The organism is Cricetibacter osteomyelitidis (assembly GCF_004340985.1).
Taxonomy (GTDB): domain Bacteria; phylum Pseudomonadota; class Gammaproteobacteria; order Enterobacterales; family Pasteurellaceae; genus Cricetibacter; species Cricetibacter osteomyelitidis.
On the sequence record NZ_SLYB01000004.1, the window covers coordinates 75,529 to 93,859 of the forward strand.

Consider the following 18,331-nt stretch of genomic DNA (forward strand, 5'->3'; position numbering starts at 1 on the left):
GTATTCACTGATAGTGAATACCCAAAAGTGCGGTTAATACTGAGCAAGTTTTTCTTGGATATTTTTATATAAATTCGGAGACCACTCAGGAAAAGCCTCTGAAATCGTTGCACCAACCGACTTTTCAAATGCAGGAATATCGACTTCATTAACTGTAACGCCCGCAGCTTTTAATTTTTCAAGAGCTTCTTTTTCAGCTTCGTTCATTAACTCACCAACAAAAGTAACCATATCACGACTTGTTTCCGTAATAATTTGCTGTTGCTCTGGTGTCAATTTATTCCAAGTAATAGTTCCAACAACAAATGGCGATACATTTTTCATATGGGCTGTTAAGTTAAGGTTTTTCGCCACTTCATAGAATTTACCGCCATATAACACTACAGAAGGGTTTTCCAAACCGTCAATAATCCCTTCCGATAAGCCGGGGTAAACATCAGCCAAGGACATCGGGGTCGGTACACCGCCCATTCCTTTAACCGTTTGAATAAATAAACGGTTTGGTTGTACACGAACTTTCATTCCTTTTAAATCTTCCGGTTTAGTAACCGGTTTTTTGGTCAATAAATGACGGGTACCGTAAATCACATCAGGCACAATAATATGGACACCGCTTTGGTCTAATTTTGCACTCAGGTCTTTAAACCAATCAGATTGTAATAACTTGGATTTTTTCTCAAAAGATTGAGTAATATAAGGTGCATTGATAACGCCGAAATCAGGCACAATATCCATTAATTCGCCATAATCACTAATCGTTAAAATATTCGCACCAAATTTTGCCTGCTCTAATACTTCAGTTTGACTACCTAATTGACTTGATGGGAATAGTTTAAAAATAACGTCACCATTAGATTTTTCTTTTACTTTCTCAGCCCAAAAGTGCATCGCTTTATCAATGGGTTCACCCGGCTGGTTTCCATAAGCAACCATCAATTCCGTTGCCGCTTGAGAATAAAAACTCATACCAAGTAATCCTGTTGCCAAAATAGTTTTTAATGATTTAGATAATTTCATAATTTCCTCTCTATTTGTTGGTTGAACGTAATTTCAGATTATGAGATTTCGTAAAATACGTTAATTCATCGCCAGTGGTACTTTAAATAAAGGCACACTAATTGCATAAGAAATTGTTCATAAATTAGTACCAATCTCATATTTATATGTTTTTTATCTGTTCTTTATAATGTTCTATAGAAGAATTACGCTTTTAAATAACGCTTTATTTTTAACAATTTGTTCCTCATAAATTTCAGCTAAGTCATCAAATTTAAAAGTATGCGTTAACATCATTGATGAAGATAATTGATTTTCTGCCATTAATCGTTGTACTTTGGCAAAATCTTCGTAAGTGGCATTACGGCTTCCCATCATTGTTGTTTCTTTTTTATGAAAATCAGGATCATTAATTTCTAAATTACCTTTAAACAATCCTACGAAAACAATTCGGCCACCGTGACGGATCAGATTAACGGCATTACTCATTGCTTTTTGGTTACCTGTCGCATCAATCACTATTAACGGTAAACGGCCATTGAAAGCCTCTTCAATTTTTTCATTCAACGGATCGATTGTTTTGACATTCACATGTTTTTTAACATGCTCACAACGTTCGGGGCTGGTATCTGCAACAACAACATTAGCACCGTCTGCAAATGCAATTGCTGCCGCACCCAGACCAATTGGACCGGCTCCTACAACCAATACATCATCACCGGCATTAATTTGGGCTCGTCTTACAGCATGTGCACTGATAGCAAAAGGTTCAATGAGCGCTGCACTAATATCATCAACATTATCTGCCACAGATAACACATTTGATTCCGGAATTGCCAAATACTCAGCAAAACCACCATCTTGGTGTACCCCTATTACAGAGATTTTTTCGCAACAGTTTGTTTTACCGCCAATACAAGCATCACACTTACCACAAGATAAATATGGCACTAATGCGACTCGTTGACCCACTTTATATTGAGTAACTTGTGAACCAACAGATGTAATTTGACCACTGACTTCATGCCCTAATACTCTAGGATAGGAAAAAAACGGTTGATTTCCGGCATAAGCGTGAATATCCGTACCGCAAATACCAATAGCCGCAACTTTAATCACTACTTCATTGGCTTGTGCCGTAGGAGCCGGTACATCTTGATAAGAAAAAGAATACGGCTGATTACATACCAAAGTTTTCATAAAACACATCCTCATAATTAGTCATATAAACAATACGTAGATTTTTCTTTAATTTTTTATGTAATTCAGATATCCTTCAAATTTATGTGACTATTCGTCAATTTTTATGTTTTTTATCTGTATTTTATATTGACTGGTTTTATATGGGAGAATGTTAAATGAGTAAGAATCTCAATTTACGCCGGGATATTATCAATCAAATTATTGATTCTATAATGAACCAACTTTTAATTTCGCCACTCCCCTCTCAATCGGCTTTAGCCGATCTATATAATGTCAGCAGAACGACTATACGTCATGCAACTAACTATTTGCTTGAAAAAGGAATTATAGAATATAGAAATAGTCTCTTTTATATTATCCGTATCCCAACGTTGGATGATAAAATCCTGTATATACATACAAAAAGAAGTAGTGCAAATCACTATCAACGAATTGAAAACTATTTCAAAAATGCAATCCAAAAGAAACTTTTCAAACCGGGTGATGAATTTAGAGAATTAGAATTAGCTAAAAATGCAAATGTTGATATATTCACCGTACGAGAATATTTAATTCAATTTTCCCGTTTCAGATTGATTACCAGTTTAACGCGTGGAACCTGGAAATTAATAGAATTTACACCGCACTATGCGGATAAATTATTCGAATTAAGAGAAATGTTGGAGTGTCATGCTCTAACCTGCTTTATGGCGCTACCCAAAAGTGATATGAGATGGTCCGAAATAAAAGTATTATTACAAGAACACCGATATTTACAGGAAAATATCGTTGAACAATATGCTGATCTCTCACTTCTGGATCATAAATTACACACCTTAATTCTCTCAGCGGCAGATAATCCGTTTATTGATGATTTTATAGAATTAATGTCAGTAATATTTCACTTTCATTATCAGTGGGACAATAGAGATTTACGAAGTCGTAACATTTTAGCGGTCGAAGAACATTTAGCATTATTGATCAAAATTATCAGCAAAGATCAACAAGGAGCCATTGTTGAATTAAAGCGGCATCTGCAAACTGCGAAGAAAACGCTCATGCACAGTATCAATGCCGTATCACGATAAAGGAAATAGAAAAAGCCGATAAAATACTCAGTATTATCGGCTTCTTTATTATCAAGCGACGTTATGAATTAACCAACGCTACCACATCTCTAGTTAATCGTCCAATTTCATCCCAATTTTTCGCTTTAATTAAAGATTTTTCCACGAACCACGAACCACCACAGGCAACGATATTTGGAATTGCCAAATAATCTTTAATATTGCTCGGACTAATACCGCCCGTCGGCATAATTTGCAGATTGCCATAAGGCCCGAGCAATGCCTTAATCATTTTCACGCCGCCACTAGCTTCCGCAGGGAAAAATTTTACTGCGTTTAATCCCATATCCATTGCCGCTTCAATAGACATTGGATTGTTCACTCCTGGTGTAATTGGAAAATTCAAATCTTGGCATAATTGCACAATTTTCGGATTAAACCCCGGTGTGACCACAAAATCCGCTCCCGCATTTTTGGCTTTGACCGCTTGTTCAGAGGTCAACACCGTGCCGGCTGCAATTAAAATCTCGGGGGCGTGTTGGCGGAGTAATTTAATCGCTTCTTCTGCTGCTTCAGAACGGAAGGTAATTTCCGCCACCGGTAAGCCGTTTTGGGAAAGGGTATCCATTAGCGGAATAATATCGTTCGCATTATCCAGTGCTATCACTGGTACTACTTTGATTTTTCTTAGTTTTTCAATAATTTGTTCGGTTGTGTATGACATGGTTTTTCCTTAATTAAATTCATGAATTAAATGTGCTGTCGCTGAACTCTCGATTATTGCCCCTTTATGTTGAATTACAATCCCTGCCAGTTTATTGCCTTGTTGACAGCAAGTCACTAAATATTTGCCTTGCAAATAACCGTTTAGAAAACCGGCATTAAAGGCATCACCGGCGGAGGTAGTATCCACCACATTTTCCACCGGAACGGTCGGCACTTGTTGTTCCACACCGTCAAAACGATTGAAAATCGCACCGCACTTACCGGATTTCACTACCACGGTTTTCACGCCGGCTTGTTTTAAGCGTTTGATTGTTGCTTGTTCATCGGAATCTGCCCAAATGGCTTGTTCATCGTCAAAAGTCACCAATGCAACGCTGACAATCGGTAAAAGTGCGGTGTAAATTTCACGTGTTTTTTGCAAGGATTCCCACAATGCCTGACGATAATTGCTATCAAAGGCGATTTCAATACCTTGTTTGGCAAGCTCGGCAAGCTGTTCTATCAATAAAGTGCGGTCGTTTTCCGGCAAAATTGCAAGAGAAATGCCACTGAGATAAATCATATCTACGTGGCGTAATTCACTTAAAACCTTTGGATAATCATTGTGTTGCAATAAATAACGGGCTGCCGATTGATTTCGCCAATATAAGAATGTGCGTTCACCGACGCTATCCAATTGAATTAAATATAAACCGGGTTGACGTTTTTCATCACGCAGCAACCAGTCCGTATTAATGCCATCAGCCTGCCAATGTTCTATATCCGTGCCAAGGGCGGAAACATAATGAATTTTAACCGCACTTTTGGGCGTGCAGCGGGCTAAATAGGTCGCCGTATTGAGCGTATCACCGCCATAGGTTTGCCGCATATTGCCGAATGGTTCGCCGTTTAGTTCAATCATACATTCGCCGAGGATTGCGATTTTTTTCATTTCAATATCCTATTTAAAATAATTTTTCGCATTGTTGTAACAAATATCCTGCACCATTTTTCCAAGCAGTTCTAGATCATTTGGTACTTCACCATTTTCGACCCATTTCCCTAACATTTCGCATAAAATGCGGCGGAAATATTCGTGACGGGTGTAGGATAGGAAGCTGCGGGAATCCGTCAACATTCCCACAAATTGGCTTAATAAACCCAGTTGGGAAAGTTGCTGTAACTGGCGTTCCATACCGTCTTTTTGATCATTAAACCACCAACCTGACCCGAATTGAATTTTGCCGGCAATGCCGCCACCTTGGAAATTACCAATCATTGTCCCGATCATTTCGTTATCACGCGGATTTAGACAATATAAGATGGTTTTAGGCAGTTGATTGGTCTGATCCATCGTATCCAGCAGGGCGGATAATTGTTCTGCGTAATTGCGATCCCCGATAGAATCGAAACCGCTATCTGCACCTAATTGCTTAAACATTCGGGTGTTATTATTGCGAAGTGCACCAATATGGTATTGCATCACCCAATTTCGTTTATGATATTCTTTGCCGAGCCACACTAAAAGTGCGGTGTAAAATTGAGAAATTTCCAATTCCGTTAATGCGCTGCCGCTTAATCGGGTTTGTAAAATGCGATCTAACGTTTGTTCCGACGGAATAGGTGCAAAACGCACAATTTCAATACCATGATCGGAGGCTTTGCAGCCCACATTGTCAAAATGATTTAAACGTTGCTCAAGCGCCGCTAACAAGTCGGCAAACTGATTAATTTGAATGCCGCTCACTTGAGATAGGGTGTGAATATAATCCGTAAATGTCGGCAAGTCGATTTTGAACGCTTTATCCGGACGAAACGTCGGCACGACTTCAATATCAAAACTGCTATCCGCCTTGATTTGTTGGTGATAGCGTAAATCATCAACCGGATCGTCTGTCGTTCCCACCAGTTTTACATTCATTTGTTGCATAATGCCGCGGGCAGAAAATTCCGGCTTGGCAAGTAACGTATTGCATTTTTCCCAAATTTCCACCGCACTTTTTTCATTAAATACGGTATTTTCAATGCCGAACGGGCGGCGCAATTCCAAATGCGTCCAGTGGTAAATGGGATTGCCGATACATTTCGGCACAACTTTTGCCCACTGCTGATATTTTTCCAAATCGGAAGCATCACCGGTAATAAAATGCTCTTCAATGCCCGCACTGCGTGCCGCTCGCCATTTATAATGATCGCCCTCTAACCAAATTTCAGCAAGATTGTTAAATTGACGATTTTCTGCAATTTCTTTCGGGCTTAAATGACAGTGATAGTCAAAAATCGGCATAACTTCGGCATATTGATGATACAACGTTTTTGCCGTTTCCGTAGAAAGTAGAAAATCATCGTCCATAAAAGATTTCATATTACACCCCGCTATATGCAGAGAAACCACCGTCAATTGGTAACACCACACCATTCACAAAACCGGAATAACGTTCGTCCATTAAGAATAAAATACCACCGACTAACTCTTCCGCTTCGCCGAAACGCCCCATCGGAGTGTTGGTTAAAATTTTATGTGCCCGAGGCGTTGGATTGCCGTTTTGATCGAACAATAATGCACGGTTTTGATTACTCACAAGAAAACCCGGTGCAATGGCATTACAACGAATACCCACGTGTGAAAAATGCACCGCTAGCCATTGGGTAAAATTGCTGATTGCCGCTTTTGCGCCAGAATATGCCGGAATTTTAGTGAGCGGGGTAAAGGCATTCATACTGGAAATATTGATGATATTTGCCCCTTGCTTACCCACCATATCTTTAGCAAAGACTTGAGTTGGCAATAATGTACCTAAATAATTAAGATTAAATACAAACTCCACACCGGCTTTGTCTAATTCAAAAAATGATTTAGTGTTTTCCGGCAATTCTAATTCGTGAAATTCGTTGTCCGTGGTGGCTTTCGGGCTATTGCCACCGGCACCATTAATAAGAATATCGCAAGTGCCGAAGTCAGCCAAAATGGCATCACGGCTTGCTTTGATACTATCCAATTCAAGCACATTGGTTTGATAGGCTTTGGCAACACCGTCTGCCCCATTGATTTCTTGGGCGAATTTGTCGGCGGCATCAAAATTAATATCCAATAATGCAATGTTAGCACCTGTTTTGGCTAATTGGTGTGCCAAAAATCCACACAGTACACCGCCAGCACCGGTAATAACAATGGTTTTATTTTTAAAATTATGATTTTGTGCAATAGACATAATACTTTCTCCACTGGTTAAATAGCAACTAATATAGGGCAAAGTGCGGACTTTGCCCTTATTGTTTTGTTATTGTGAGTTATTATTGACGTAACTCATCAATTTTTTGTACATAAGAGCCGATAACCGGATCTTTCAATGCTTTGTCGTGCATCGGTTTTACGGCATCAACAAAGGGTTGTTTTTCAACTTTTACAAATTCTACGCCCATTTTTTCTTTCGCCGTTTGAATTTCTTTTTCAGTCATTTCCGCCCAAAGGGTTTTATGCGCCATCATCGAATCATTCGCCGCTTTCTTAACAATGGCTTGTTGCTCCGGCGTTAATTTTGCCCAAGATTTTTCACCAATCACCAATACATCAGGAATAATGGTGTGCTCATCTTCACTAAAGAATTTAGCCACTTCACCGTGGCGCATTAAGGTTAATGCCGTCGGGTTATTTTCTGCCGCATCTACCACGCCTTGTTGCAGCGCAGTATAGAGTTCACCGAAAGCTAAAGGCGTTGGCGATGCGCCCATATATTCGACCATTTCTAACGCGCTCGGGCTTGGCTGAACACGAACTTTTAACCCTTTTAAATCTTCCGGTGTTCTAATCGGTTTCTTGGCATAAAAACTGCGAGAACCGGCATCATAGTAAGTTAATCCGATAAAGCCTTTTCCTTTGGTTAAATCTAAAATTTTTTGTCCGACTTCAGGAGATTGTAATACGCGGTAATAATGATCCGTATCTTTAAATAGGTAAGGTAGATTAAACGCGCCGTAAACCGGTTCAAACGCTTCTAATTCACTTGCATTGGATTTCGCCATATCTAAAGAGCCGGATTGTAACAATTCTATTGATTCACGTTGATTGCCTAACTGACTGTTCGGATAAATACGAATAATCACCTCGCCATTAGTTTGTGCTTTTACATCATTGGAAAATTTTTGCATAGAAATATGCACCGGGTGAGTTTTGTCGTTGTTATGGCTTAATTTAAGGACAACTTTTGCCCCGGCTGAAAATGAAACTGTTGCAGCCATTACCGCACTTAGTGCCATCGCTAAGGTACTTTTTTTGATAAACATAGTTTTATTCTCCATAGTAGGATTGATCTAAAAATAACAATGATTACGATCAAACGACAACTAAAACACAAAGTATCGTTTTATTGACGCAAAGATATTAAACCAATTGTAGTAATTGAACTAATGAATTTTATTAAATTTGTGATATAGATCACAAAATCGATAAAAAAAGCAGCAAAAAATTTTGATATACAGTATATTTGGTTCACCAATCAAATCTTTCTTACTATGAGGAGAATGTATGAATCGCTTAATTGCCTTATTAGATAGAGTGCTTTCTACACTTTGCGTGATTGTTTGTGCCGCATTGGTCGTTTGCGTTGTTTGGCAGGTGTTTTCCCGTTATATCCTTAATGATCCCAGCACCGTTACCGAAGAATTAGCTCGCTTTTTATTTATCTGGGTTGGCTTAGTCGGTGCGGCTTATGGATTAGGGCAGAAAAAACACCTTGCAATTGACTTATTATTGACTAAGTGGGAAAACCAGCCCAAAAAACGAGATACGCTTCGTGTGATTATTAACATTATCAGTATCTTATTCATTGTTACCGTTATGTGCTACGGCGGCGGTAAGTTGGTCCTGGATACGCTTAATGCAGGGCAAATCTCACCGGTACTGGGTATTCAAATGGGCTTAATTTACGGCGCAATCCCGGTTAGCGGTTTCTTTATGTTGGTATTCTTATTACGTGATTTAGCCGAAGAATATCGCCAATTAGCTTCACATAACTAAAGGAAATATGATATGGAATGGTCAATAATTCTTGTTCTGGCAGGTAGTTTCTTTATTTTACTTGCCATTGGTACACCAATTTCTTTTGCAATCGGTATTGCTTCTCTACTCACCATTATGATGTCAATTCCCGTTGATGCGGCAATTCAGGTTATTGCTCAAAAGATGGCAACCGGTTTAGATAGCTTCTCTTTACTTGCAATTCCTTTCTTTATCTTAGCCGGTAATATTATGAATCGTGGCGGCATAGCACTACGCCTGATTGAATTTGCCAAAGTATTGGGTGGACGATTACCGGGATCGCTTGCACACGTGAATGTACTTGCGAATATGATGTTCGGTTCAATTTCAGGGTCTGCAGTTGCCGCTGCGGCGGCAGTTGGCGGCACAATGGCGCCGTTACAAAAGAAAGAAGGTTATGACCCTGCATTTTCTGCTGCGGTGAATATTTCCTCTTCGCCGACAGGCTTGTTAATTCCGCCGAGTAATACCTTTATTGTGTATTCCTTAATTTCCGGCGGTACCTCAATTGGCGCGCTATTCCTTGCCGGCTATATTCCCGGAATTTTGATGGGATTAGGGATTATGATTGTAGCTTATTTCTTTGCCCGTAAAAAAGGCTACCCAATTCCACCGAAACCAACCTTTAAAGATGTCACCACCAAAACCTTAGATGCCTTACCAAGTTTAGGGCTTATTGTGGTCATTATTGGCGGAATTATTGCCGGTATATTTACCGCCACCGAAGCATCGGCAATTGCTGTGGTTTATACCTTGATTCTATCCGTATTTATCTATAAAGAAATTGCTATTAAAGAGCTGCCAAAAATCATTTTGGATGCCTCTGTTACAACATCAATTATTTTATTGTTAATCGGCACATCAATGGGAATGTCTTGGGCAATGGCAAACGCGGATATTCCTTATCTTATTAGCGATGGATTACTGGCAATTTCTGAAAATCCGATTGTTATTTTGCTCATTATCAATTTGATTTTATTAATGATCGGGACATTTATGGATATGACCCCCGCACTGTTAATTTTCACGCCGATTTTCTTGCCAATCGTAACGGAATTAGGAATGGATCCGGTTCATTTCGGTATTTTAATGACGTTCAATTTATCTATCGGTATTTGCACACCGCCGGTTGGCAGTACATTATTCGTCGGTTGTTCTGTTGGCGGCGTAAAAATTGATCAGGTGATCAAACCGTTACTCCCATTCTACGCCGTATTGATTTTGACTTTATTATTAGTCACTTTCGTCCCACAATTAAGTTTATTACTACCACAAACATTATTAGGTTACTAAGCAAATTAGGTGGTGAAAATGAAAACATTGAAACTGACAAATTTTATCAAACAGGCAAATAATCGCATTGATATTCAATGCGAGCATAACTGGCAGCTGCATATTTTTGTCTTGGAACAGGATATTTTCCGTATCACGTTTACCCAAAATGAAACATTCCGTGTACCTCAAACTTGGGCAATTAGCCCAAATAAAACCGATGTGGCATGGCAAGGGCGTGATCGCTGGTCTTTGGAAGATTATTCATTACCCTCTTATACACTCACCGATAATCAGGGTGAACTGGAAATTGCAACCGATACCTTGAAAGTCATTGTACATCAGCCCTTATGGCTGGAATGGCAATATAAGTGCGGTCAAAATTGGCAGACTTTTGCGGCAGATCGTAAAACAGGTGCGTATTTATTCGGCATTTCCGACAAGCAGGTTTCTCATTTTGTGCAGCGTTCCGTAACGGATAATTACTACGGCTTAGGCGAAAAAGCCGGTGATTTAAACCGCAAAGGTCGCCGCTTTGAAATGCGTAATCTTGATGCGATGGGCTATAACGCCGAATTTACCGACCCGTTATATAAACATATTCCGTTTTATATTACCCATACGGAAAAAATCAGCTACGGTTTATATTATGACAATCTTGCTTCTTGCTGGTTTAGATTGGGCAGTGAAATTGATAATTACCACGCCTACTATCGCAGCTATCAAGCGGAAGACGGTGATTTAGACTACTATATGATCTTAGGGCCTGAAATTTTGGATGTTACCAAGAAATATACCCAATTAACCGGCGGTACTATTTTGGGTCCGAAATGGAGTTTGGGGTACAGTGGTTCCACAATGAGTTATACCGATGCGCCGGATGCGCAAGAACAACTAAAAAAATTTGTCGATCTCTGCAAAAAACACGATATTCCCTGTGATTCATTCCAGCTCTCATCAGGCTATACCTCAATTAACGGCAAGCGTTATGTATTCAACTGGAACTATGACAAAATCCCGCAACCCAAATTAATGAGCCAATATTTCTTGGATGCGGGTATGAATTTGGCGGCAAATATTAAGCCTTGTTTATTGCAGGATCACCCTAAATATCAAGAAGTTGCCCAAAAAGGATTATTTATTAAAGATTCCGAATCGGATAATCCCGAACGTTCAATGTTTTGGGACGATGAAGGTTCGCATTTGGATTTTACCAATCCCGATACGGTGAATTGGTGGAAAGCCAATGTTAAATCCCAACTGCTTGAAATGGGCATCGGCTCAACGTGGAATGATAATAATGAATTTGAAGTCTGGGATAATAACGCTAAATGTCATTTCTTCGGTAAAGGCTTACCGATTAAATTAATTCGCCCATTGCAGCCATTATTGATGATGAAAGCCTCCTATGAGGCACAAATGGAATACGCGCCTGAGCTTCGCCCTTACTTAATTTCCCGCTCGGGCTCGCCGGGTATGAACCGTTATGTACAAACTTGGTCCGGAGATAATCGGACTAATTGGCATACCTTACGCTACAATATTCGTATGGGCTTGGGAATGAGCTTATCCGGTTTATATAATGTCGGGCACGATGTCGGCGGATTTTCCGGTAATAAGCCGGAGCCTGAATTATTCGTACGCTGGGTTCAAAATGGTGTAATGCACCCTCGTTTTACTATTCATTCTTGGAATGATGATAACACCGTCAATGAACCTTGGATGTATCCGGAAGTCACGGATATTATCCGTCGTGCCATTCAATTGCGTTACCGCTTAATGCCGTACATCTATAATTTATTATGGAAGGCGCATAAATATAATGAGCCGATGTTACGCCCAACATTTCTGGATCACCCAAAAGATGACCGCACTTTTGCGGAAACCGATGATTATTTATTCGGTCAGGATTTATTAGTCGCGTCGGTGGTAGAAGAAGGTCAGCGCACTCGCAATGTTTATCTACCGGATAATACCGTCGGTTGGTATGATTTTTATAGCCATCAATGGTATAAAGGCAAACAAGAACTGAATATAGAGGCACCGCTGGAACGAATCCCGCTCTTTATTAAAGCCGGTACGATTTTACCGTTAGCAGGGCTTGGCCATAAAAATACATTAACCGATGATACGAGAGAATTATTGATTCTGCCGTTCGCAAATCAAGGGAAAACCAATATTGAACTATTTGATGACGATGGAAAATCCTTTGGGTATTTAAACAATCATCACTTATTACTCAACATTGAATTAAAATGTACAAGTTCAACCATTGAAGTGACCGTTGAACGTCAAGGCGACTTCGTGCCGCAATATAAAATGTTGGATTTTACCTTGCCAAAAGGTGAAACAAGAACATTAATGGTAAATAACCGCTTAACCAATCAATTAGCATTATAGATTTCAAGAAGGATAAATAATGAACGATGAATTAAGATCCTATAAAAAAATCGGGCTTTTGCTCAAATCCCGTTTGGAACAAGGCGCTTACCAAGTAGGAGAGCGGCTCCCAACCGAACGTGATTTATCTGAAGAGTTGGGCGTAAGCCGTACAGTGATTCGTGAAGCACTGATTATGCTGGAATTAGAAAATCTCATTGATATTCGTAAAGGATCCGGAGTTTATGTAATCAATTTGCCAAAACGCTCAGCGGCAAATGATGAAAAAGACTTTATTGACGTAGGTCCCTTTGAATTACTACAGGCAAGACAATTACTGGAAAGCAGTATTGCCGAATTTGCCGCAATTCAGGCAACCAAAAAAGATGTAGAGCGACTTAAGGCGATTCTCAATCGTGAAAAAGAAACGCTTGAACACGGTGATGAAGATTATGTTGCCGATGAGGATTTTCATTGTGCCATTGCTGAAATTACACAAAATGAAGTGTTAATTAAAATGCAAAAGGACTTATGGGACTATCGTAATGATAGTGATATGTGGAAGGGCTTACATCAGCATATCCCTGACCAAAACTATCGTTTTCTTTGGTTGCAGGATCACGAGAATATTATTACCGCAATTCAGCGCAAAGATCCGGCTCTCGCCCGTAAATCAATGTGGCAACATTTAGAAAATGTGAAAGAAAAACTGTTTGAACTCTCCGATCTCAACGATCCGAATTTCGACGGCTATTTATTTAACGTAAATCCAATTACTGTGGGTATTTAATTTAGACAAGAGGAAAATATTATGGAACAAACGTGGCGTTGGTATGGACCGAAAGACCCTGTTTCTTTATCCGATATTCGTCAAGCCGGTGCAACCGGTATTGTGACGGCACTTCATCATATTCCAAACGGGCAAATTTGGTCGGTGGAAGAAATTGAAAAACGTAAAGCCGAAGTGGAAGCGGCTGGACTAGTTTGGTCGGTGGTGGAAAGCGTGCCGGTTCACGAAGAAATCAAAACGCAAACCGGCAATTATCAACAATGGATTGATAACTACAAACAGAGTATCCGCAATTTGGCAAAATGCGGTATTGATACGGTGTGTTATAACTTTATGCCGGTGCTGGACTGGACCCGTACCGATCTTGCCTATGAACTGCCGGACGGCTCAAAAGCATTGCGTTTTGACCAAATCGCTTTTGCCGCTTTTGAATTACATATTTTAAAACGCCCGGGCGCGGAAGCCACCTATACGGAAGAAGAACGCCGGCAAGCCAAAGTTTACTTTGACAATATGTCCGAAACGGATATTAAGCAACTGACCAACAATATCATCGCAGGGCTACCGGGTGCAGAAGAAGGCTATACGTTAGAGGAATTTCAAGGGCAATTGGATCGCTATAAGGATATTGATTCGGAAAAATTCCGTACACATTTAGCTTATTTCTTAAATGAAATTATCCCTGTCGCCCAAGAAGTGGGGATTAAAATGGCGGTTCACCCGGACGATCCGCCGCGCCCGATTTTAGGTTTGCCGCGTATTGTCTCTACAATTGAAGATATGCAGTGGTATGTGGACACCCAACCGCTACCGGCAAACGGTTTTACTTTCTGTACCGGCTCTTATGGCGTGCGTTCTGATAATGATTTAGTAAAAATGGCAACTCAATTTGCGGATCGTATTTATTTTGCCCACTTGCGTTCAACCTGCCGCGAAGAGAATCCGCTCAGTTTCCACGAAGCCGCGCATTTGGAAGGGGACGTGGATATGTTTAATGTGGTCAAAGTCTTGCTTGATGAAGAATACAAACGCAAAGCCAATGGCGAAACCCGTTTAATTCCAATGCGTCCGGATCACGGTCATCAAATGCTTGATGATTTACACAAGAAAACCAATCCGGGTTATTCCGCAATCGGCCGATTAAAAGGGTTGGCAGAATTTCGAGGGCTGGAATTAGGGCTTAAAAAGGTTTATTTTTCAAATAAATAAGTCATCATAAAAATAAATAGGGAATCAGTGCATTCCCTATATTTTTAATATCCATTATTATGGTTTCTAGTGTATGACCATGAAATACTCACGTATTTAGTTTAATCAAAGGGATTAATATATTTCACCCCCGTATTTTGAATATCTTTGGTGTTGCGTGTTACAAAAATCAGATTTTTTACAATCGCAGTAGCAACTAATTGTTTATCAATCACATTATGAGGATTTTCAGCGATCAGTTTTCCCCACATTTCGGCACATTGAGCATCAAAAGGAACCGCCAAGGGGCGCATCGGTTCAATTGCAGACTGATACCAATATTGTAATCTTTTAGCTTGCTCAATATCACCGCGTTGTTGTAAAGCATAAATTCCTTTAATAATTTCACCCAATGTAATTACGCTAAGTAAAATAGGCTCGCCTTTGGCATTAATCTCATTGATAAAACGAGTAACGCCTTGATTAGGTTGTTTTTTTCTGAGCTCACTAATCACATTCGTATCGAATAAGTACATATTAACTATCCCAATTTTCGCTACGGGCATCTTGCTCAATATGTTCAAATAAAATGTCGTCACCTTTTGGCATATTCATCAATGCACTATTAAATCCTTGAATTTGATTAATGTTTTCAGTCTGAATATTAAAGGGAATAGCACGATTGATTTTCACCTGTCGTAAAAACATACGAATTGCAACCGCAGGATTAATCCCTAATTCTTCCAGCACGGCAAAGGATTCCGCTTTTTCTTTCGGATCAATACGAAATTGATATAATGCAGATTGTGACATATTAGCCTCCGTATTTATTTTGTAATGACAACATCATACTCTTAATCTGCACGCTTTTCAATTTTCCGGCAAATCTAATTCGTGAAATTTTCAAATATTATTGAGATAGCCAATTCATCGGCGTGATCACTATTTGTGGGAATACGGCTAACAATATTAGAATAACAAAATATACTACCAGAAATGGTGCTATCCCTTTTGTCAACTGACCAATACCTTGTTTAGATATGCCTGAGCCGACATAAAGAACCGTACCAACCGGGGGAGTAATTAAGCCAATAGATAAGTTAATTACCATCATTACGCCAAAATATGCCACATCTATATTGTATGCTCTCAACAATGGAAGTAAAACAGGTACAAAGATTAGTACTGCAGGAATAAGATCCATAACACAACCAATCAAAAGTAAAAACACCATAATCACAAGCATCAATACTGTTGCATTATCTGTAATTTCACGAATAAAGGTGACTAACTCTGTAGGAATTTGTGCAACTGTTACAGCAAAGCCTGAAATCATTGCAGCTGCTGCAACAAACATAACCATTGAGGTCGTTTTAATTGTACCAATGAATACTTCCGATAATTTTTCTAAAGATAAACTACGATAATAAATACTAACACCTGCTGCATAAATTGCTGCAACAACCCCTGCTTCTGTGGGAGTAAAAATACCTCCTCTTAATCCGACAATAATAATGACAGGCAATAACAGTGGAAGAAAAGCAGCTTTAAATGCCTGCCAACGCTGTGATTTTGTTTGTTTTTCAAAAATATTATTTTCTTCGTTTCTGTATAATGCTTTCCATACAATCCATAACCCGGCAACCATTAGCAAACCAGGAATAACACCTCCCATAAACAATTTTGTAATAGACGCCCCGGCAGTGATCCCATAAACTATCATCGGAATACTAGGTGGAATAACCACTGAAATAATTCCGGCTGCACAAATTAAACCTGTTGAGCGAGCAGCATCATATTTTCTTGTGACCATCATCGGAATTAAAATTGCTCCTAATGCTGCGGTATCAGCAACGGCAGACCCAGATAATCCGGCAAAAATTAATCCTGAAATAATAGCAACATATCCTAATCCACCTTTTATATGCCCAACCATACTCATTGCAAAGTTGATAATCCTTTCAGATATGCCGCCGTGCTTCATTATTTCACCAGTAAGCATAAAGAATGGAATTGCCATTAAAGGGAAATTATTTGTCCCCATCACAAAATTTTCAGTAATTAATTGTGTATCAAACATATCCAATTGGAATAGCATAATAGTTGAACTTAATATCATTGATATAGCAACTGGTACACCAATAAAAAGCAGAGTAAATAAGCTACCAAGAAATAAGAGTAACATAGTTAATTCTCCTTAACGGATACATTTTTATATAAATCATACAAAGTCATACAGAAATACGTAACTGATGAAACAAAGGAAGCCAGATATAATAATGCCGAAGATAATTCAGTTGCCGGCATTCTTTGTGTGTATGTCAATTCCATCAATTGTGCCGCACCATAAGAAACAAGTAACATTGCAAATAAAATTAAGAGATCTGAAATTATTGTAAATAATTTTTTAAATTTTATAGAAATATTTGATGTTACTATATCTACAGTTAAATGCCCTTTATCCCTAGCGACTAAAATAATTCCGAAAAAAATCATATAAACAAAGCATATCCGTGCAAATTCTTCAGACCATGCGATACCTGAATGGAAAAAATACCTCAATATTGCATTAAAGAAGACAAGAGAAATCATACAAACTAAAGCCAGTATGGATATAGTTTTTAATGTTTTATCTAATATTGAAACTACTTTCATAAGAAACTCCTTAATCTTCAAATAGGTGCATCACAATACGAAATCGTGATGCACATTAATACTATTTAGAAGCATTAATTTTATTTATTAATTCATTCCCCCAAGGGTATTTCTGATAAAAGTTTTGATAAAGTATCTTAGAGGCCTCTAACATATCAGCGTGGAATTTTTCATCAGGAACGATAATTTCTTTCCCGTTCTTTTTAAGAAAATCTTTTACGTCTTGTTCAGATTTTATTGCCAAATCCCATTGTTTTTCTTGATAAAGAGCTGCTGCTTCTTCAAAAATTTTTTTATCTTCATCTGATATTTTATTCCAAGTCTTTAAGCTAATTTGTAAAAGACCCGGTGAAAAAATATGATTTGTTTGAATAATGTATTTTTGAACTTCATATAATCCAGACTCTTTAATTAAGGCATACGGATTTTCTTGCCCATCAATTACTTTTTGTTCCAATGCTGTAAATACTTCACTTAGCGGCATACTTTGCCCATTAATACCCATTGCTTTTGCCCAATCAACAAATAAAGAATTTAACGGTACTCGCAATCTTAAGCCTTTAAAATCATCAAATTTTTCAATTTTCTTATTTGATGAAATAACTCGAAATCCATTCATACCATAAGCAAGCAATTTGATACCATATTTTTCCATTTGATCGCCAATCTCGTTAGAAATAGGCGATGAAAATACTTTTTTAGCTTCCAGGTTATCTTTAAATAGATACGGCCATTCCCAAACACCAAAAACAGGATCAACATTTTGTAACAACAATCCAGTGATTCCCATTTCAATCGTACCATTACGTAGACCATTAACAATTTGATCTTCGCCGCCTAATTGGTTATTCGGGAAAATTCTGATTTCATAACGACCATTGGTTTTTTCTTCAACCGTCTTTTTGAAATATTCATTTAACGCCACATTTGATGAATGTGTATCTGAATTATAGTGTCCCAATTTTATAATGGTTTTAGCATATGCTTGTGAACCTAATAAAATTGATGATGCAACTAATGCTTTAAATACCAATGATAAGTGTCTCATAGCAAGATCCT

General features: G+C 38.7%; 18 protein-coding genes. 6 read left to right on the forward strand and 12 right to left on the reverse strand.

What is annotated here, in order from left to right; translation table 11 throughout:
- Positions 1-33: 33 nt before the first annotated feature.
- Positions 34-1,017 (reverse strand): C4-dicarboxylate TRAP transporter substrate-binding protein, encoded by a 984-nt coding sequence (locus tag EDC44_RS03105; protein WP_131975270.1) that lies wholly within the window; start codon positions 1,015-1,017, stop codon positions 34-36.
- A 174-nt stretch (positions 1,018-1,191) separates the two neighbouring features.
- Complete coding sequence (locus tag EDC44_RS03110) at positions 1,192-2,196, reverse strand: zinc-binding alcohol dehydrogenase family protein (protein ID WP_131975272.1); 1,005 nt, start codon at positions 2,194-2,196, stop codon at positions 1,192-1,194.
- Positions 2,197-2,354: 158 nt separating this feature from the next.
- On the opposite strand from EDC44_RS03110, the gene EDC44_RS03115 reads away from it, so the two are divergent.
- Positions 2,355-3,266: a GntR family transcriptional regulator gene (locus EDC44_RS03115; RefSeq protein ID WP_131975274.1), complete on the forward strand. Its 912-nt coding sequence runs from the start codon at positions 2,355-2,357 to the stop codon at positions 3,264-3,266.
- Between the two features lie 61 nt (positions 3,267-3,327).
- Here EDC44_RS03115 and EDC44_RS03120 read toward each other — a convergent pair whose 3' ends face one another.
- From EDC44_RS03120 to EDC44_RS03140, 5 genes are all read right to left on the reverse strand, one after another.
- Positions 3,328-3,969 carry a bifunctional 4-hydroxy-2-oxoglutarate aldolase/2-dehydro-3-deoxy-phosphogluconate aldolase gene (locus tag EDC44_RS03120; protein ID WP_131975276.1) on the reverse strand — a complete coding sequence of 214 codons (642 nt, stop codon included), beginning with the start codon at positions 3,967-3,969 and terminating at the stop codon, positions 3,328-3,330.
- Between the two features lie 9 nt (positions 3,970-3,978).
- Positions 3,979-4,902, reverse strand: a complete 924-nt coding sequence (locus tag EDC44_RS03125) for a sugar kinase (RefSeq protein ID WP_131975278.1) — start codon at positions 4,900-4,902, stop codon at positions 3,979-3,981.
- 9 nt (positions 4,903-4,911) lie between these two features.
- Positions 4,912-6,315 carry a glucuronate isomerase gene (gene uxaC, locus EDC44_RS03130; protein WP_131975280.1) on the reverse strand — a complete coding sequence of 468 codons (1,404 nt, stop codon included), beginning with the start codon at positions 6,313-6,315 and terminating at the stop codon, positions 4,912-4,914.
- 1 nt (position 6,316) lies between these two features.
- Positions 6,317-7,162, reverse strand: a complete 846-nt coding sequence (locus EDC44_RS03135) for an SDR family oxidoreductase (protein ID WP_131975282.1) — start codon at positions 7,160-7,162, stop codon at positions 6,317-6,319.
- An 82-nt stretch (positions 7,163-7,244) separates the two neighbouring features.
- On the reverse strand, positions 7,245-8,234 hold the full coding sequence (locus EDC44_RS03140) for a TRAP transporter substrate-binding protein (RefSeq protein WP_131975284.1): 990 nt from the start codon (positions 8,232-8,234) through the stop codon (positions 7,245-7,247).
- Positions 8,235-8,475: 241 nt separating this feature from the next.
- Here EDC44_RS03140 and EDC44_RS03145 point away from each other — a divergent pair, with 241 nt between their 5' ends.
- From EDC44_RS03145 to uxuA, 5 genes are read left to right on the forward strand one after another with little or no spacing between them, the layout of a single operon-like run.
- Complete coding sequence (locus EDC44_RS03145) at positions 8,476-8,967, forward strand: TRAP transporter small permease (protein WP_131975286.1); 492 nt, start codon at positions 8,476-8,478, stop codon at positions 8,965-8,967.
- A 12-nt stretch (positions 8,968-8,979) separates the two neighbouring features.
- Positions 8,980-10,281 carry a TRAP transporter large permease gene (locus EDC44_RS03150; RefSeq protein ID WP_131975288.1) on the forward strand — a complete coding sequence of 434 codons (1,302 nt, stop codon included), beginning with the start codon at positions 8,980-8,982 and terminating at the stop codon, positions 10,279-10,281.
- Between the two features lie 18 nt (positions 10,282-10,299).
- Positions 10,300-12,660, forward strand: a complete 2,361-nt coding sequence (locus EDC44_RS03155; RefSeq protein WP_131975290.1) for a glycoside hydrolase family 31 protein — start codon at positions 10,300-10,302, stop codon at positions 12,658-12,660.
- Between the two features lie 19 nt (positions 12,661-12,679).
- A complete protein-coding gene (locus tag EDC44_RS03160; RefSeq protein ID WP_165870218.1) occupies positions 12,680-13,429 on the forward strand; it encodes an FCD domain-containing protein in 750 nt (249 codons plus the stop codon).
- A 21-nt stretch (positions 13,430-13,450) separates the two neighbouring features.
- Positions 13,451-14,638: a mannonate dehydratase gene (gene uxuA / locus EDC44_RS03165; RefSeq protein WP_131975294.1), complete on the forward strand. Its 1,188-nt coding sequence runs from the start codon at positions 13,451-13,453 to the stop codon at positions 14,636-14,638.
- 101 nt (positions 14,639-14,739) lie between these two features.
- On the opposite strand, the gene EDC44_RS03170 is transcribed toward uxuA, so the two are convergent.
- The 5 genes from EDC44_RS03170 to EDC44_RS03190 all read right to left on the reverse strand — a co-directional run bounded on the left by EDC44_RS03170 (position 14,740) and on the right by EDC44_RS03190 (position 18,320).
- Positions 14,740-15,153: a type II toxin-antitoxin system VapC family toxin gene (locus EDC44_RS03170; RefSeq protein WP_165870219.1), complete on the reverse strand. Its 414-nt coding sequence runs from the start codon at positions 15,151-15,153 to the stop codon at positions 14,740-14,742.
- A gap of 1 nt (position 15,154) precedes the next feature.
- Positions 15,155-15,430 carry a type II toxin-antitoxin system RelB/DinJ family antitoxin gene (locus EDC44_RS03175; protein ID WP_131975298.1) on the reverse strand — a complete coding sequence of 92 codons (276 nt, stop codon included), beginning with the start codon at positions 15,428-15,430 and terminating at the stop codon, positions 15,155-15,157.
- Between the two features lie 97 nt (positions 15,431-15,527).
- On the reverse strand, positions 15,528-16,802 hold the full coding sequence (locus EDC44_RS03180) for a TRAP transporter large permease (RefSeq protein WP_131975300.1): 1,275 nt from the start codon (positions 16,800-16,802) through the stop codon (positions 15,528-15,530).
- Positions 16,803-16,804: 2 nt separating this feature from the next.
- Positions 16,805-17,272, reverse strand: coding sequence for a TRAP transporter small permease (locus EDC44_RS03185; protein ID WP_131975302.1), 468 nt, complete (start codon positions 17,270-17,272; stop codon positions 16,805-16,807).
- 61 nt (positions 17,273-17,333) lie between these two features.
- Positions 17,334-18,320: a TRAP transporter substrate-binding protein gene (locus tag EDC44_RS03190; protein ID WP_131975304.1), complete on the reverse strand. Its 987-nt coding sequence runs from the start codon at positions 18,318-18,320 to the stop codon at positions 17,334-17,336.
- Positions 18,321-18,331 lie beyond the last annotated feature (11 nt).

Bases quoted from the DNA above. Each gene is read 5' to 3' on its own strand.
- EDC44_RS03110 (WP_131975272.1), bottom strand. From the start codon at position 2,196: ATGAAAACTTTGGTATGTAATCAGCCGTATTCTTTTTCTTATCAAGAT.
- EDC44_RS03105 (WP_131975270.1), bottom strand. From the start codon at position 1,017: ATGAAATTATCTAAATCATTAAAAACTATTTTGGCAACAGGATTACTT.
- uxaC (WP_131975280.1), bottom strand. From the start codon at position 6,315: ATGAAATCTTTTATGGACGATGATTTTCTACTTTCTACGGAAACGGCA.
- EDC44_RS03135 (WP_131975282.1), bottom strand. From the start codon at position 7,162: ATGTCTATTGCACAAAATCATAATTTTAAAAATAAAACCATTGTTATT.
- EDC44_RS03160 (WP_165870218.1), top strand. From the start codon at position 12,680: ATGAACGATGAATTAAGATCCTATAAAAAAATCGGGCTTTTGCTCAAA.
- EDC44_RS03145 (WP_131975286.1), top strand. From the start codon at position 8,476: ATGAATCGCTTAATTGCCTTATTAGATAGAGTGCTTTCTACACTTTGC.
- EDC44_RS03140 (WP_131975284.1), bottom strand. From the start codon at position 8,234: ATGTTTATCAAAAAAAGTACCTTAGCGATGGCACTAAGTGCGGTAATG.
- EDC44_RS03115 (WP_131975274.1), top strand. From the start codon at position 2,355: ATGAGTAAGAATCTCAATTTACGCCGGGATATTATCAATCAAATTATT.
- EDC44_RS03170 (WP_165870219.1), bottom strand. From the start codon at position 15,153: ATGTACTTATTCGATACGAATGTGATTAGTGAGCTCAGAAAAAAACAA.
- uxuA (WP_131975294.1), top strand. From the start codon at position 13,451: ATGGAACAAACGTGGCGTTGGTATGGACCGAAAGACCCTGTTTCTTTA.
- EDC44_RS03185 (WP_131975302.1), bottom strand. From the start codon at position 17,272: ATGAAAGTAGTTTCAATATTAGATAAAACATTAAAAACTATATCCATA.
- EDC44_RS03125 (WP_131975278.1), bottom strand. From the start codon at position 4,902: ATGAAAAAAATCGCAATCCTCGGCGAATGTATGATTGAACTAAACGGC.
- EDC44_RS03150 (WP_131975288.1), top strand. From the start codon at position 8,980: ATGGAATGGTCAATAATTCTTGTTCTGGCAGGTAGTTTCTTTATTTTA.
- EDC44_RS03190 (WP_131975304.1), bottom strand. From the start codon at position 18,320: ATGAGACACTTATCATTGGTATTTAAAGCATTAGTTGCATCATCAATT.
- EDC44_RS03120 (WP_131975276.1), bottom strand. From the start codon at position 3,969: ATGTCATACACAACCGAACAAATTATTGAAAAACTAAGAAAAATCAAA.
- EDC44_RS03180 (WP_131975300.1), bottom strand. From the start codon at position 16,802: ATGTTACTCTTATTTCTTGGTAGCTTATTTACTCTGCTTTTTATTGGT.
- EDC44_RS03175 (WP_131975298.1), bottom strand. From the start codon at position 15,430: ATGTCACAATCTGCATTATATCAATTTCGTATTGATCCGAAAGAAAAA.
- EDC44_RS03155 (WP_131975290.1), top strand. From the start codon at position 10,300: ATGAAAACATTGAAACTGACAAATTTTATCAAACAGGCAAATAATCGC.